Below are 15,191 nucleotides of genomic sequence, written 5' to 3'. Positions count from 1 at the left end.
TAAGCCTCCCTATTCAAGTATTGATGGGACACGGAACTGCCCATCCTGTTTGTCCGGTGCATTTTTCAATGCATCTTCTTTCTCGATCCACTTTCTAGGCTCGTCCTTGCGCATGACATTTTTCAAGTCCAGTACGTGTGTAGTCGGTTCTACATCTTCGGTATTCAATTCATTGAGGCTTTCAGCGTAATGAATAATATCATCCAATTGCTTCGTCATTTTTTCGACTTCTTCATCACTTATTGCCAGCCGGGCCAGATGGGCCACATGTCTTACTTGTTCCTTCGAGATGTTGGACATCTCAGTCACCTCCGCTTGTTTTATTCGTTTATAAAAAAAGGTTCTCCGTTGTTTCACGGTTTGATAAGCTACCTGTTACGAATAGAAGCAATATTTATGATAATAGCAAAAACACCGGACCATTGGCAACTTGTACAACAGTCCACCACCTGCTATTTTACCATGTTTCGGCAGCATGCTGAAACGGAATGGTCCTAATCCCTTTCAAGGACAAAAGCGCAAGCGCCTGTTTAAAGGAGTACAGGCTAAACCACGTCCTGTGGCAACGCCTGCATGACCCACATCGTTGGGCCTCCAACAAGCTTAAGAACGGCCTTGGCGTGGCGCATTTTATAATTTCCTATACAGTAAGAAAAAGAGCCCTTCCCATCGGAAGGACTCCTGTGCTTTATTAATATTGAGATTTCGCTTCATCGAACTCTGCTTCTGCCTCTGGATGCGGTCTACCGGTCATACTAACCAGAACCGCGACAATCAAGTTAAGCAAGAAGCCAGGGACAATTTCGTACAAATCGAAAATGCCGCCCTCTAAGAAGTCTCCCCAGATAACCACGGTAACCGCACCAACGATAATACCAGCAAGGGCACCGTTTCTGGTGATTCCTTTCCAGAACAAGGAAAGTAAGATAATCGGACCGAACGCTGCACCGAATCCTGCCCATGCATAACTAACCAGTTCCAATACAGAACTATCCGGATTGGAAGCAACAAATGTTGCAATCAAGGCAATCGCAATAACTGCTGCACGGCCAACCCATACCAGTTCACGCTCGCTGGCATTCTTGCGTAGGATCGCTTTGTAAAAGTCTTCTGCTACTGCGGAAGAAGAAACAAGCAGCTGTGAGTCGATTGTACTCATGATCGCAGAAAGAATTGCCGCCAACAGGATACCGGCGATAATCGGGTCGAACAAGATTTGCGAAAATGCAATGAATATTTTTTCCGAGTCAGCCAGCATCTGCACGCCATTTTCACTGGTCACTTCAATACCGAATTGCGACAACATGCCAACATCCTGCGTGTTGATAAACGCTAGTCCAGCAAGACCAGTGAACACCGCTCCATACAAACCGAGAATCATCCAGGTCGTACCAATAAACTTAGCCATCGGTACGTCCTTCGGTGAACGAAGTGCCATAAAACGTGTGATGATGTGTGGCTGGCCAAAGTAACCGAGCCCCCATGCAAATGAGGAAAGGATGGAGATGATTCCTACACCAGCTACCATATTCAAATGGCTCGGTTCGATTTGCCCGACAGCGTCAATGGTAGCATCCCAGCCACCGATTACAAAGATGGCGCGAATCGGTACCACTATCAGTGCAAGGAACATTAAAATCCCTTGGATAAAGTCAGTCCAGCTTACTGCCAGGAATCCGCCAAGGAATGTATAAGACACAATGACAATTGCACCGATCCAAAGTGCTTGACTGTAGGATAGTCCAAACGATGCTTCAAACAGCTTCGCGCCTCCTACCATACCGGATGATGTGTAAAAAGTGAAGAAAACTAAAATAACAATTGCTGAAATCACACGCAATATGTGGGATGAATCGCGGAAACGGTTTTCCAGGAAATCCGGAATCGTGATGGAATTGTTGGATACTTCGGTGTAAACCCGTAAACGCTTGGCAACGAATTGCCAGTTTAAATAGGCACCGATTGCTAGTCCAACAGCCATCCAGCCTTCTGCCAGTCCCGTCGCATAAATAGCTCCCGGCAGGCCTAATAACAGCCAACTACTCATATCCGAAGCACCGGCACTCAATGCGGCTACTCCAGGTCCGAGCCTTCTGCCCCCAAGTACGTAATCTGATAAGTCATTCGTTAAACGATATGAAATTACTCCGATTAACAGCATACCGATCAGGTACACAATAAAAGTTACTAACGTTGCTGTTCCCATGTTTTCTTATTCTCTCCTCTCCGTGAATAACGTGATAATTGATAAGATGATCAAAATTGGCATAGGTACAAATAACCAAAACCAAGTGGCACCAGTCAGTGCAAAATCTTCCATTTTTTCTCCTCCTTTTCTTTATACATTATGTATGCATTTTCGTTTTTATCATTGCGAGAAGGGTAAAAGCGAAAATACAGACACAACTTCTTCACTATATCATACATTAGTTTTCAGAACATTATAAAATTTATCGAAACTCCATTTCAATTAATGATTATGCACCATTTTGCCGATTTTTGTTTATATTTTGTGGTTAGGATAATATCTATTCACTAAAATTAATAAAATTAAATGGACATTTTTAACTGAAAGCGTTTCGATTTATCAGTTTATTCTGGTTTTATCATTTGAAAAAGAAGTTATTTGCATCCTGTGTGTTATCCTGAGAAATGACTCACACAAAAAAAGACCCGGAACGGCGTTTATTGGACACCATTCCGAGCAAGTAAGGTTTAGTAGGTAGTAGTATAATTAAAGCAATATAAAATTGCTTTATTAATAAAATAAGTCTTGAGAAAAAATGCTTGGTTCTGCTTCTTTCGATAATTCAAATGAGAAGATACTCGGCTCGGCCTCTTTTGATACCTCAAAAGAAAAGATACTTGGTTCCGCTTCTTTTGATAATTCAAAGGAGAAGATACTTGGTTCTGCTTCTTTAGATAACTCATAAGAGAAAATACTTGGCTCTGCTTCTTTAGAAAAGAACTCGCCTTGATTTCCAATTAAATAAGCCCCACTCAAAAATAGAATGGCTAAAAGTAATTTAGTGATACTTTTTTTCAATTTTCCATCCTCCCTATATTTTTATTAATTGTTCATAAGAATAATTGGCTAGCTTGTAATACTTTGTTGCTAGCTTATACTTTTTTTGGTCTTCAAAATGCTTCCCAACCATATTAGTGTAGATTATCAAAGATGCATAGTCCTTTTGTTTTTTCAAATAAGGTATAAATGAATCAATGACTACTCTTTCGAATTTTTCATTTTCATTATTTAAAGCATGAGTATATGTTTCAAATTCATAATCAAAAAGCTTAAATCTCTCCTTATCTATACCTTTCATCAACTTTAAACCTTGGTTTAACATTTCTCTAGATTTCTCATATTCTTGACTAAGATAATATTCTCTCATCAAAGAGGTAATGACTACCAGTCTATCTTTCATTTTTAAATGACCTTGTTGTTCTAATACATCTTTGAAGCATGCTATGGATTTTTGTGTTTCCCCTCGAGTTGCATATAAGTGTCCTAAATTAATATTGGTAAGTTGAATCAGTTCGTCATGTTTATTTAACTTAGCCAAATGTTGGGCAAGATTATAATTTTTAATCGCTTTATCATAAATCCTAATCCTTCTATAAGAAATCCCTAGAAGAATATGACACTGTGCACAGCGAATGAAATTGTAATTTTTACTGTACGCTTCTAATGCTTTGTTTGCATAATCAATCACTTCTAAGGTGTTACGCAATTTACTAAATGTGACTGCCATGGTGTACTTGAGATCAGCAGCTTCGTCATCTGAAATGTCAATTTGATTTGCCTTTTCTTCAGCCATTTTATATAGCCTGATCGCCTGACCAAATTCTTCAATGACGGAATTGTAATTACCCTTGAATTTCATCCAGAAATACAGCTGGTAGTTATCAAAGGTATTGGAAACTTCTTTCAGGTTGTTAATCTGCTTCAAAGCTAAATTGACTTCATCCATAATCAAGTAGTAACGGATCTTATGGATTTCGAATAAAACTTGAGTGTGGGAATAGTTGTTGTCGATAGTTTCCTGTAATTCCTGATACTTTTCAGTGATTTCTTCCTTGCTGTTGACCTCGAACAACATATCAAACCATTCCTGGCACTTTTCTTTCAACAAAGTGTCTTCTTCACTTTTGACTTCGACTCCAAGCTTGGTGCACAGCATGTTGATGACATCTGCACTTGGCTCTGTTCGGCGATTTTCAATCTTGGATAAGTAGGATTCGGAAACAATTCCTTCTGCCAGCTCTTCCTGTGTCATGTTTTGTTTGATTCTATGCAGTTTGATAAAAGGGCCAATTTCCATAGATTGTCCACCACCTTGTACCTTTTGGGTAAATAACCTATGTTTATAGATGACCGTTAGACCTATTGGACTAATCTATAAATATGGGTTTTTCCTGTAATTCCATCATAACACATTTCATAAAAATTCATATTGGGAAAGTTGAGGGGTTTTTGTAGCGGTTAAGCAGTAAAAAACTTTCCTACTTTCCTAAATAAAGAAACCCATTCCTTTTAATTGTAAAAGGAATGGGTTTCTAAGGTATATTATAGCATTTCCGAAGTTGTTTTCGGCTGCATCAGATGGGACAAATAGTCTGGTCCTCCGGCTTTTGAATCTGTTCCCGACATATTGAAGCCGCCGAAGGGATGATAACCGACGATTGCTGCAGTACAGCCTCGGTTGAAATACAGGTTACCAACATGGAAATCTTCCCGAGCCTGCTCAATATGCTCCCGGTTGTTGGTAATCACTGCACCGGTCAAACCATATTCGGTATTGTTGGCAATTTCGATTGCTTCGTCAAAATCTTTTGCTTTTGTAAAGCCGACCACCGGACCGAAAATTTCTTCTTGCATAATCCTGGAATCAGGTGCCAGATCAGCAAACACGGTCGGGTGTACGAACCACCCTTGGGAGTTATCCCCTGTTCCGCCGACCATCAGCTTGCCTTCCTGTTTGCCGACTTCAATATAATCAAGAATCTTATTATATGCAGCCTCATCGATAACTGGCCCCATGTACGTATCGTGACGGGTTGGGTCCTGGACATTCACTTCCTTGGTCTTCTCGACTACACGCGCCAGAAGATCATCATAGATTTCCTCATGCGCTACGACACGGGAACAAGCCGAACATTTTTGGCCTGAGAATCCGAAAGCGGAATAGGTAATCGCATCGGCAGCAAGCTCAAGGTCAGAATTGTCGTCGACAATAATGGTATCTTTTCCTCCCATTTCAATAATGGAGCGTTTCAGCCATTTTTGTCCCGGCTGTACAACCGCTGCACGTTCATAAATCCGGGTTCCGACTTCACGTGAACCAGTGAAGTTTATGAATCTAGTACGCGGATGGTCGACTAAATAGTCTCCTACTTCCGAACCACTTCCAGGAACGAAGTTTACAACACCAGCAGGTATACCAGCTTCTTCCAGCACTTCCATCAGCTTGTATGCAATGATCGGTGTCGTACTTGCTGGCTTTAACAACACAGTGTTGCCGGCTACCATAGGGGCTACAGTTGTTCCAGCCATGATCGCGAATAAGAAGTTCCATGGAGAAATGGTGATTCCCACTCCGAGCGGGATATAGTGCAGCCGGTTGTTCTCAACTTCGCGGCTGTTCACTTCAACGCCATTTTTCATATCAAGCATCTGACGGCCGTAATATTCCATGAAGTCGATTGCTTCTGCCGTGTCGGCATCCGCTTCTTTCCATGGTTTTCCGCCTTCTTTTACGAGGTGGGCAGTAAATTCATGCTTGCGTCTGCGCACAATTGCTGCAGCGCGGAACAAAATATCAGCACGCATTTCCGGATTGGTTTTCCTCCACCATTCAAACGTTTCATCTGCTACTTTCATTGCTTTTTCAGCAAGGTCCTGATTGGCCTTTGAAACATACCCAATCACTTCCGATTTATTCGCAGGATTGTAAGAAACGATTTTTTCCTCGGTAGTAATACGCTCTCCACCAATAATCAGCGGATACTCTTTGCCAAAGTTTTCTTCAGCTTTCTTTAGTTCCGCTTCCAACGCTTTACGGTTATCTTCAATCGTAAAGTCTGTAAAAGGTTCGTGCTTGTAAGGTGTTACCATGAACATGACCTCCTTATTCTATCAAACATTCTGGCCTGAACTTGCTTACTAGATTGTCAGGCGCAACCATTACCCATTTTAACCGAAAATGTCGCGCAATTCAAACGCTTTCGTAACGGTTACTGATAGATATGGACTTCTGGTTCATCCTCGCCCGCATCCCTTGTGATCAGGCTTTCCTGCCGCTGGTTGGACTTGATATTAATTTCCAGGTCATAATAATTTTCAAAGGTTTCCATGGCCAACCCATAGACATATTGAGTAAAACCTACCACTTCCGCTTTTCCTTGGAATTCAATCGGAATTTCTATCCTCAGTTTTTTCAATTCATCATCGATATAGAAACCTTTACCGATCACCCCTGTATAATTCGGGAAATATTCCGCTACATCTTGTTCAAACGTCTTCATCCGATCGCTTTCTTCGGAGTAATTTTCTTTCGCATCGTCGGAAGGAAACAGCACGTTTTCTTCATCGATCGATTCCCAGTCACCAATGGAAGAGGAATTGGCAGAAACGGATGTCTTGGCTACGAATTCACCCGGAACAAGAGCATTGCGCCCTTCTTCCCGATACAGTGCAATCATGATCGGAACATCCGGCATATCCTCCATCCCTCTGACACGCTCCAGAATTTGCTGGGCTATTTTCTTCCCTTCACGCAGCATCTCTTTTTCGCTGATGTCCTCATAGTAATAAGGGCCGCCGGGTTCTGTCTGGAAGCGGTAGTTCGATTTCAGGGCGATCCCGATTGACATGCCGCCCAATTCGACTGTATTTTCTCCGGTTTTTTGCAGGTAGTCCTGTTCCAAAATGTGGGATAAGTACCTTGGGTTATTCCGGTACACTTTTTCATCCCAATCTTCTTCGTCTTCCGGATTCAACTCATCGATCCAAGTGAGGACCGTGTCTTCATCGATTTTTTGCCCTTCTTGAAAATAAAACTTATCCGGATCAAAGGATTGTTTGGAATGCCTGCGCAAACCTTCTTCCAATTCCCCGATATCGAGACGGTTGGCGATTTGACCGACGATCACTCCGCGGGCTTTGCTGACTTTGTAGGGAAGAATCACCTTGTATTCTTCTTCGGTCACATTGTAGCTGGGAATGATGGCCGTTTCCTGGCTGGTATCATCTTGGTTTTCCTCGATGATTTCCTCATCGTTGTCAAAGGAAGGTGCACACCCGGCCATCGCCAGGAGCACACATAACCAAATGACTGCTTTTCTTTTCATTTTTTTGCTCACCCCTACTCTTCCAAGGCTCTCTTCAATTGTTCTTCGTCCCATATTTCTATGTCCAGCTCTTTTGCTTTATCATACTTCGATCCCGCGTCTTCTCCGGCAATCAGTAGATCTGTTTTCTTGCTGACGCTTCCGGTCACCTTGCCACCAAGCATCTCGATTTTTTCTTTTGCTTCCGGCCTGGAGTAGGTTTCCATCTTCCCGGTCAATACAATTGTTTTGCCGGCAAAAATAGAATCCTCGGTTTTCTCCGATTTTTTCACGCCTTTATATTCCATGTTCAATCCGAGTTGCTTGAGTTCTTCTATTAATTCCTTCACTTGCGGTTTTTGGAAATAACGGACAACGGAATCAGCCATCTTATCGCCGATTTCATAAACTGCAGTCAAATCTTCATACTCAGCGGCCTGCAGTCTGTCCATTTGTTCAAATTCTTCTGCCAATGTTCTTGCAGCCTTGGCTCCGACAAAACGTATACCGAGACCGAACAAAAGGTGTTCTAAAGAGTTTTCCTTCGATACTTCGATGGCCTTTAACAAGTTGTCAACGGATTTTTCGCCCATTCGCTCCAACTTTAACAGCTCATCGCGTTCCAGCTTGTAAATATCGGAAATATGGTGCACGAGGTTTTCATCGAATAACTGCTCGATCACCTTTTCCCCCAAACCGTCAATATTCATGGCATTTCGGGAAACGAAGTGGATCAGTCCTTCTTTCAACTGTGCGGGACAGTTAGGGTTGATACAGCGCAATGCTACCTCTTCCTCAAGACGGACCAGCTCGCTTCCACAGGCAGGACATTGGTCAGGCATATAGAATTCCTTTTCTTCGCCTGTCCGTTGTTCTTCTACTACCCGGACAACCTCAGGGATGATGTCACCGGCTTTTTTTATCACGACGGTGTCGCCCACTCGAATATCCTTTTCCCGGATCAAATCTTCATTGTGCAAGGAAGCTCGTTGAACCGTGGTCCCGGCAACCTTGACAGGATCCAAAAGGGCGGTCGGCGTCACTACGCCGGTTCGGCCGACACTTAGTTCAATATCGTAGAGCCTGGTGACCGCTTCCTCGGCAGGAAACTTATAAGCGATCGCCCAACGTGGGCTTTTGGCAGTGAAACCGAGCTGCTCTTGATGATCCAGACGGTCCACCTTGATCACGATTCCGTCAATATCATAGTCAAGGCTGCCCCGCTTCTCGACCCATTCGTTGACAAATTCGATTACTTCCTCGATATTTTCACACTTGCGCCATTCAGGGTTGGTTTTCAAACCGAGCTTCTGCATGTACTCTAGTCGTTCACTATGGGAAGACAATGTACCGGCTTCCCACTGACCGACACCGTATAAAAAAACACTGAGATTACGTTTGGCTGCAATCCTCGGATCAAGCTGTCTCAATGAGCCTGCTGCTGCATTGCGAGGGTTGGCGAACGGCTCTTCCCCATTCTGTTCCTTCGCTTCATTTAAAGCGAGAAAAGACTTTTGTGGCATGTATGCTTCTCCGCGGACTTCGATTGGTTCCTTCTGGCTTATTTTCAACGGAATGCTGCCAATTGTGCGAAGATTGGTGGTGATGTCCTCTCCAACGGTTCCGTTGCCACGGGTCGCCCCCTGAACAAACTTGCCATCTTCATATTTCAACGATACAGCCAGCCCGTCGATTTTCAATTCACAAACGTAGGTGACAGCTTCGCCTACCCCTTCACGAGCCCTGCGGTCGAAGGCACGGAGATCCTCTTCGTTGAAGGCATTGGCCAGGCTGAGCATCGGTACAGTGTGCTGGACTTTTTTGAACTCATCAATCGGTTCTCCACCGACACGCTGGGAAGGCGAATCGGGTGTAACCAATTCGGGAAACTTGCCTTCCAGCTCAAGCAGTTCGTGTAGCCGTTTATCGTACTCGGCATCCGGCACACTCGGTTTGTCCAACACATAATATTCGTAACCGTATTGGTTTAGTGTGTCTCGTAGTTCCTCGATTTTTGCTTTGGCTTGTTCTAGATTCATTTCATACACCTCAATTTATTCTTTAGTGATTGGTGCGAACTTTGCCAGAAGCCGCTTGATGCCTGTCGGTGCAGGAAAAGCGATATCCAGTTCCATCGCTTCGCCCTCGCCATGGACTTTGACCACCGTTCCCTGTCCCCATTTTTTGTGATTGGCTTTATCGCCCGGCTGCCAGCCAATGCTTTCTCCGCCAGTCGTCGCCGGACGATTGATTTTCTTCGCCGACCGTTTTGGTGCCGCGAACGGATCTGGTTTCGATTGGGTCGGCCCGAAGCCGAACGGTGCTTGTTTGGCCTCTTCCAGGCCATCCATCAGCTCTTCCGGAATTTCATTGATGAAACGACTGACTGGGTTCATATTAGTGCGGCCGTATAGTGTCCGCATTTTTGCATGGGTAAGGAACAACTGCTTTTCCGCCCGGGTAATGCCTACATAAGCAAGCCGGCGCTCTTCCTCCATCTCTTCGTCATCCATGATCGAGCGGCTGTGCGGAAAGACGTTTTCCTCCATGCCGATTAGGAATACGACTGGGAATTCAAGTCCTTTTGCCGCATGCAGTGTCATAAGGACGATTTTATTGTCACCCATCGGGTCGTCGTCGACCTTGTCGATATCAGCGATCAATGCCAAATCTGTCAGAAAGGCAATCAAGGTTTTGTCTTCGCTGTTTTCTTCAAAATGCTTGGTTACCGTTTTGAATTCCTCCAGGTTTTCCAGGCGGCTCTGTGCTTCAATACTGCGTTCATTCTTAAGCATCTCTTCATAGCCTGTCCCTTTCAATACCTGTTCAACCATATCGGTGGCGGACAGGAATTCCTGTTGTTTCGTCCAATTGCGGATCAATGCACCGAATTCGGCAAGCGATTTAGCCGCCTTGGCGCTCACGCCGGTGAAATCAACTTCCTGGACCGCTGTGTACAACGAGATTCCATGCTCGGCCGCATAAGCCTGCAGCTTTTCCAGAGAGGTTTTCCCCACACCACGTTTCGGTTCATTGACTACGCGCGCAAAGCTTAAGTCATCATCCGGATTGGCAATCAACCGCAGATAAGCGAGCATGTCTTTGATTTCTTTCCTGTCATAGAACTTGGTTCCGCCGACGATTTGATAAGGGATGTTCGCTTTGACAAACGTTTCCTCGATGGAACGGGATTGGGCATTGGTCCGGTACAGAATTGCGATATCTTTGTACGTATAATCACCGGAAGAAATAAATTCTTCCACTTTATCGGCAACGAACAATCCTTCATCCTGTTCGGTAGCTGCCTGATAATAACGGATTTTGCTTCCTTCGTTGTTTTCCGTCCACAGATTTTTCGGTTTTCTTCCGGAGTTGTTTTTGATGACCGTATTGGCCGCATCGAGAATCGATTTGGTGGAACGGTAATTTTGTTCGAGCATAACCGTTCTCGCGTTCGGGTAATCTTTTTCAAAAGACAGGATGTTTTGAATATCCGCACCGCGCCAGCGATAGATCGACTGGTCGGAGTCCCCGACGACACAGAGATTCTGATAGCGGTCTGCCAGTTGTTTTACCAGGTAATATTGCGCATGGTTGGTATCCTGGTACTCATCGACATGGATGTATTGAAAACGACGTTGGTAGTACTCCAGTACTTCCGGGACACGGTCGAACAAGTTGATCGTCTGCATGATCAAATCATCAAAATCAAGCGACTGGTTCTTTCTCAATGTCTTCTGATAACGCTCGTAGACTTCGGCGATTTGTTTTTCATAAAAGCTTCCGACCGTTTTGCTGTATTCATCCGGGGTGATCAGCTCGTTTTTCGCCGAACTGATGGCGCCCAGCATCGCCCGCGGCTCAAATTTTTTCGGATCGATATTCAAGTCTTTCAAAATTTGCTTGATAACAGACAGCTGGTCGCTGCTGTCGAGAATCGAAAAGTTACTGTTGATGCCGATCCGGTCGATATCTCTGCGCAGTATCCGTACACACATCGAGTGGAAGGTCGATACCCAAATATTAGCCCCATCTGGACCCACAAGCTGATAAACTCTATCTTTCATTTCCCTCGCTGCTTTGTTGGTGAAGGTGATTGCCAAAATGCTTCGCGGGGAAACTTCTTTTTCTCCAAGTAAATAGGCAATCCGGTGGGTAAGCGCACGGGTTTTTCCACTTCCGGCTCCGGCCATAATCAAAAGCGGTCCTTCCGTATGGGTTACTGCTCTCCGTTGTTCCTCGTTCAATCCTTTCAGCAAGTCATCCATCGTTCGACTCACATGTGACACCACCTTTATTTATTTCCCTTGACTGCTTTAACGGTTTTCAATGCATTTTTCAGATCATCGTACACACTGTTTCCGACGACGACTACGTCTGCATATTGTTTCATTTCCTCTGCTTGTCCAGGCGCTGACACGCCTCCGCCGTAAAATAGCAATGTTTCATCAAGCTCCCTGCTAACTTTTTCGACCAGCTGGGGATCTCCATACGTACCGCTGTACTCCAGATAAAAAATCGGCAAACGGAACATGTTCTCTGCCATTTGCGCGTACGCAACAACATCTTCATCGGACGGAATAAAGCTGTCGGTTACCTGAAAAGCCTTGGCTTTCTCATTTAAAATACAATATCCTTCGACAAACATTTCATTCCAGTCGATGACCTCACCGTATTCTTTTACAGCCTGATGCTGCAGATCAAGCATCCATTTCTTGTCACGGCTGTTGAGCACCATTGGTATATAGTAAAAATCAAAGCCCGGGGTGATTGCCTCCAAGTTGGAAACCTCTAGAACGACAGGAACCGTAAAACGGCGAATCCTTCCCAACAGATTCAGGACGTTATCCAAGGTAACGTTGTCGGTGCCGCCGACGATCACTGCGTCCGTGCCCGATTCGCATATCCGCTCCAATGCTTCATCCGATATATCCTTATCGGGATCCAGCTTGAAAACATGCTCCCATTGCTTCATATCATACATTCAACAACTACCTCCATCCGGAGCCGGCCACGGCCCGGCTGCTAAAGTAAGCCCCTGATTGCACAGAGGTTCTAATATATATCCATCTAATCATTATACCAAAAAACAATCAATGAAAAGAGTGAAAAAAGCGTGAAGTTTTTAGGTGAAGGGGACTGACCCCTAACATGGTAACACTAGGTCGCGCTACCAATGCAGCATGTTGGGGGTCAGTCCCCGGCAGGAGGATAGAAAAAACCGCTTGGGTCGTTTCCAAGCGGTTTCCCTAATTTTTCTCTCCCTGTACAGGGGACTATTTTTGCGCAAGGAGAATGTACACCTTATCGGTCGGTTTCAGCTTCTTGATGACACGGAAACCTTCCTTTATCATTTCCTGTTCCATATCTTCATGGGCAATTCGAGGATGATGGCCGTCTTCCTCCTGCTTTTCCAATTCGACACAAACAAAATACCCTTCAGGTTTTATTACTTGCCTGATTTGCTGTAAGGAATGGGATAATGAATCGACTTCATGGAGAACCAGCGAAGCAATTGCAATATCTACCGAATCGCCAGGCAATGGTAAATCATCAATATTTCCTTTTAACGTCCGGACATTCATCAAATTGTGTTTTTTCGCCTTGGATTCAATGACTTCCAGCATATCTGAGTCTACATCCAATGCATAAACCATTCCTCCAGATGCCTTAGCAGCAGGAATCGTCAAATAACCAGTCCCGGCACCTAAGTCCAAAAAAGTGTCTCCCTGTTTAACCGCAATCATGCTCAATAATTGTTCTGGCGGTATATCGCCTCTTTTGTCTGGATTATCGAGGAATTCCATTTTTCTCGCCAACCGTTCCTTCTTTCTCGACTCATTGCCATTCTTCTGTTTTTCCATCTATTTTTTCCTCCTCTTTACTAAATACCTTGGTGTGTTTTTAAAAGTCTTCGTTCACTAAATCAGCTACTACTCCAATCGCTGTTCTACTCCCCTCGCTTGCGGCGATAACCAATTGGGCAGGAGCGACGAGGGCATTATCCCCACATGCATACACCCCTTCGACCTCCGTATGGCCAAAATCATCTGTTTCTATTCCGCCCATTGTGTTCAACGAACACCCTACGCTTTCTATTAATGAGGATGCCTGCTTGAGCTCGCTCGCAACAAAGCCTCCTTCCCTTTCCAGTTCCTCCCCTTCCTTGAATCTGATTTTTTCCAACTGGCCCTTGTCACCTTGAAAACTTTCTATTTCCTTGTCGATGACCCGGATATTTTTCTTCGATAACAATTCTTTCTGTTCTGCTGTGAAAGGAGTTTTTCCATTCGTACAAACCACCAGGTCTTTACTCCAGTTAGCTATCAATTTCACACCATGCATGGCACGCCCATCTTCTGCTACGACGACTAGTGGACGGTCTCTTAATTCCCACCCATCACAAAACGGACAACTGAACAAACTAGTCCCGTAAAATTCATGAATTCCTTCGATATCAGGCAAGACTTCAGTAAGCCCTGTGGCCAGAATAACCTTTCTGGATCGATAACAATTGCCATCACCTGTATGGACCAAGAAGGCTCCATCTACTTTTTGAATATCGGTCACACGTTGATTCTGGATTTCAAGATTCGGGTATTCCTTCAAATCTTCCCTGGCAAGGCGTTTGAATTCCGATGGTTTAATCCGGTCTCTGGTAATAAAACCATGGGATTCATACGTGACTGCATTTCTTGGTTTGTCTTCATCGAACAGCACAATATTCTTTTTTGCCCTGGCAAGGACAAGCGATGCATTTAAACCCGCCGGTCCCCCTCCGACAATTACACAATCTAACAACATATCTGTTTCCTCCTTCAATCGAGTACATTAGAGACTCTTAATATCTATAATTAAAACAAAAAATTAATGGGAATGGTTTACCCTGTTTTTCTCTTCTCTTTTGGCTTCCATTTGTTTGGCGATTTCACTTATATATTTTTTGTCTAATTCTTCTCTCAATTTTTCTTCCGCATCGATCATCACATTTTCAATCATACATTCGCCATTACGGGATTCTTGATGTTCCATGGAACAACTGAACAGCGTTGTCATCCCTTCAATTGCCTGTATCACATCCAAAAAAGAAATGTCGCTGGAATTCCTTGCGATACTGTAGCCGCCTTTTACACCCGGAGTCGACTCAATCAATCCCGCTTTTACCAGTTTGGTCAAGATTTTGGACAAGTATGTCGGAGACAAATCTTGTGCCTTCGCCAACTGATCTACGCCAACCGTTTTCCCTCTCGGCGCCGACATCAAATATACCATTGTGTGTAAGGCATAATTGGTCGCTCTCGAATATTTCATGTACGCTCCTCCTTTCATATATTAAAGACCCTTAATGTCTTTAATTAGTTTAAACCTTATAGAATAAAAAAGCAAATAGATTTCCGCAGGATGGAACCATTCCGGATTATCAGAGGACATGTTCTTCTGTTAAGCATATGTCACATAGGTGCCTCCGACAAAATCGTGAATCCCCCGGTTGTTTTTCAGTACAAGCACCATCACGGCAGTGATAAGGGTAGAGATGCCAAATGTTATTATTCCCAGCAGAAAATAACCGACTACTTCTCTCAATATCATATTGGATACCGTTACCCTTTTCCCATCCACCCTTTTCACTTTGATTTTACAAATACGCTTGCCTATAACATAACCGCTCCATACTACCGGTGTAACGGTGAAATAAAAAGTATACACTAGTTGCCAGGTTACCCCGCTCATAGAGCCAATCGAAAAACCTCCTTTTAAAACATACAATAAAAAGCCGCTAAAGAAGATAAGAATAAGAGCATCCAATAACCTTGCAAGCAATCGGATACCAAATCCGGCCGTATCCCGTTCCATTTTCG

At 44.0% G+C, this 15,191-nt stretch carries 13 protein-coding genes; all 13 read right to left on the bottom strand.

Features of this window, described 5'->3' with window-relative positions:
* Positions 1-9 precede the first annotated feature (9 nt).
* The gene (gene gatC / locus ERJ70_RS02240) at positions 10-300 is read right to left on the bottom strand and encodes an Asp-tRNA(Asn)/Glu-tRNA(Gln) amidotransferase subunit GatC (protein ID WP_074600211.1); all 291 of its coding nucleotides are present in this window, start codon (positions 298-300) and stop codon (positions 10-12) included.
* A 391-nt stretch (positions 301-691) separates the two neighbouring features.
* Entirely contained in the window at positions 692-2,206 is a 1,515-nt protein-coding gene (putP, locus tag ERJ70_RS02235; protein ID WP_209366862.1) for a sodium/proline symporter PutP, read from the bottom strand.
* A 552-nt stretch (positions 2,207-2,758) separates the two neighbouring features.
* A complete protein-coding gene (locus ERJ70_RS02230; protein ID WP_209366860.1) occupies positions 2,759-3,046 on the bottom strand; it encodes a hypothetical protein in 288 nt (95 codons plus the stop codon).
* A 13-nt stretch (positions 3,047-3,059) separates the two neighbouring features.
* Entirely contained in the window at positions 3,060-4,325 is a 1,266-nt protein-coding gene (locus ERJ70_RS02225; RefSeq protein ID WP_209366858.1) for a helix-turn-helix domain-containing protein, read from the bottom strand.
* Between the two features lie 245 nt (positions 4,326-4,570).
* A complete protein-coding gene (pruA, locus tag ERJ70_RS02220; protein WP_209366856.1) occupies positions 4,571-6,118 on the bottom strand; it encodes an L-glutamate gamma-semialdehyde dehydrogenase in 1,548 nt (515 codons plus the stop codon).
* Positions 6,119-6,237: 119 nt separating this feature from the next.
* A complete protein-coding gene (locus tag ERJ70_RS02215) occupies positions 6,238-7,353 on the bottom strand; it encodes a CamS family sex pheromone protein (protein ID WP_209366854.1) in 1,116 nt (371 codons plus the stop codon).
* Positions 7,354-7,367: 14 nt separating this feature from the next.
* The gene (ligA, locus tag ERJ70_RS02210) at positions 7,368-9,371 is read right to left on the bottom strand and encodes an NAD-dependent DNA ligase LigA (RefSeq protein ID WP_209366852.1); all 2,004 of its coding nucleotides are present in this window, start codon (positions 9,369-9,371) and stop codon (positions 7,368-7,370) included.
* Positions 9,372-9,386: 15 nt separating this feature from the next.
* Positions 9,387-11,600, bottom strand: a complete 2,214-nt coding sequence (gene pcrA, locus ERJ70_RS02205; RefSeq protein WP_374099805.1) for a DNA helicase PcrA — start codon at positions 11,598-11,600, stop codon at positions 9,387-9,389.
* A 26-nt stretch (positions 11,601-11,626) separates the two neighbouring features.
* Positions 11,627-12,316: a heptaprenylglyceryl phosphate synthase gene (pcrB, locus tag ERJ70_RS02200; RefSeq protein WP_209366848.1), complete on the bottom strand. Its 690-nt coding sequence runs from the start codon at positions 12,314-12,316 to the stop codon at positions 11,627-11,629.
* 292 nt (positions 12,317-12,608) lie between these two features.
* On the bottom strand, positions 12,609-13,196 hold the full coding sequence (locus ERJ70_RS02195) for a class I SAM-dependent methyltransferase (protein ID WP_209366846.1): 588 nt from the start codon (positions 13,194-13,196) through the stop codon (positions 12,609-12,611).
* Positions 13,197-13,236: 40 nt separating this feature from the next.
* Positions 13,237-14,136, bottom strand: a complete 900-nt coding sequence (locus ERJ70_RS02190) for an NAD(P)/FAD-dependent oxidoreductase (protein WP_209366844.1) — start codon at positions 14,134-14,136, stop codon at positions 13,237-13,239.
* Positions 14,137-14,199: 63 nt separating this feature from the next.
* Positions 14,200-14,643, bottom strand: coding sequence for an RrF2 family transcriptional regulator (locus ERJ70_RS02185; RefSeq protein WP_209366842.1), 444 nt, complete (start codon positions 14,641-14,643; stop codon positions 14,200-14,202).
* A gap of 129 nt (positions 14,644-14,772) precedes the next feature.
* Positions 14,773-15,186: an RDD family protein gene (locus ERJ70_RS02180; protein WP_209366840.1), complete on the bottom strand. Its 414-nt coding sequence runs from the start codon at positions 15,184-15,186 to the stop codon at positions 14,773-14,775.
* Positions 15,187-15,191: the final 5 nt, after the last annotated feature.

It is taken from the genome of Sediminibacillus dalangtanensis, assembly GCF_017792025.1.
GTDB lineage: Bacteria > Bacillota > Bacilli > Bacillales > Amphibacillaceae > Sediminibacillus > Sediminibacillus dalangtanensis.
Note: the sequence above shows the minus strand (reverse complement) of the source record. Positions and strands in the feature narration are given on the sequence as shown.

What these genes read in the sequence shown, in the direction of transcription:
- gatC (WP_074600211.1), bottom strand. Translation starts at nt 300, where the DNA reads ATGTCCAACATCTCGAAGGAACAAGTAAGACATGTGGCCCATCTGGCC.
- putP (WP_209366862.1), bottom strand. Translation starts at nt 2,206, where the DNA reads ATGGGAACAGCAACGTTAGTAACTTTTATTGTGTACCTGATCGGTATG.
- ERJ70_RS02225 (WP_209366858.1), bottom strand. Translation starts at nt 4,325, where the DNA reads ATGGAAATTGGCCCTTTTATCAAACTGCATAGAATCAAACAAAACATG.
- pruA (WP_209366856.1), bottom strand. Translation starts at nt 6,118, where the DNA reads ATGGTAACACCTTACAAGCACGAACCTTTTACAGACTTTACGATTGAA.
- ERJ70_RS02215 (WP_209366854.1), bottom strand. Translation starts at nt 7,353, where the DNA reads ATGAAAAGAAAAGCAGTCATTTGGTTATGTGTGCTCCTGGCGATGGCC.
- ligA (WP_209366852.1), bottom strand. Translation starts at nt 9,371, where the DNA reads ATGAATCTAGAACAAGCCAAAGCAAAAATCGAGGAACTACGAGACACA.
- pcrA (WP_374099805.1), bottom strand. Translation starts at nt 11,600, where the DNA reads ATGGATGACTTGCTGAAAGGATTGAACGAGGAACAACGGAGAGCAGTA.
- pcrB (WP_209366848.1), bottom strand. Translation starts at nt 12,316, where the DNA reads ATGTATGATATGAAGCAATGGGAGCATGTTTTCAAGCTGGATCCCGAT.
- ERJ70_RS02195 (WP_209366846.1), bottom strand. Translation starts at nt 13,196, where the DNA reads ATGGAAAAACAGAAGAATGGCAATGAGTCGAGAAAGAAGGAACGGTTG.
- ERJ70_RS02190 (WP_209366844.1), bottom strand. Translation starts at nt 14,136, where the DNA reads ATGTTGTTAGATTGTGTAATTGTCGGAGGGGGACCGGCGGGTTTAAAT.
- ERJ70_RS02185 (WP_209366842.1), bottom strand. Translation starts at nt 14,643, where the DNA reads ATGAAATATTCGAGAGCGACCAATTATGCCTTACACACAATGGTATAT.
- ERJ70_RS02180 (WP_209366840.1), bottom strand. Translation starts at nt 15,186, where the DNA reads ATGGAACGGGATACGGCCGGATTTGGTATCCGATTGCTTGCAAGGTTA.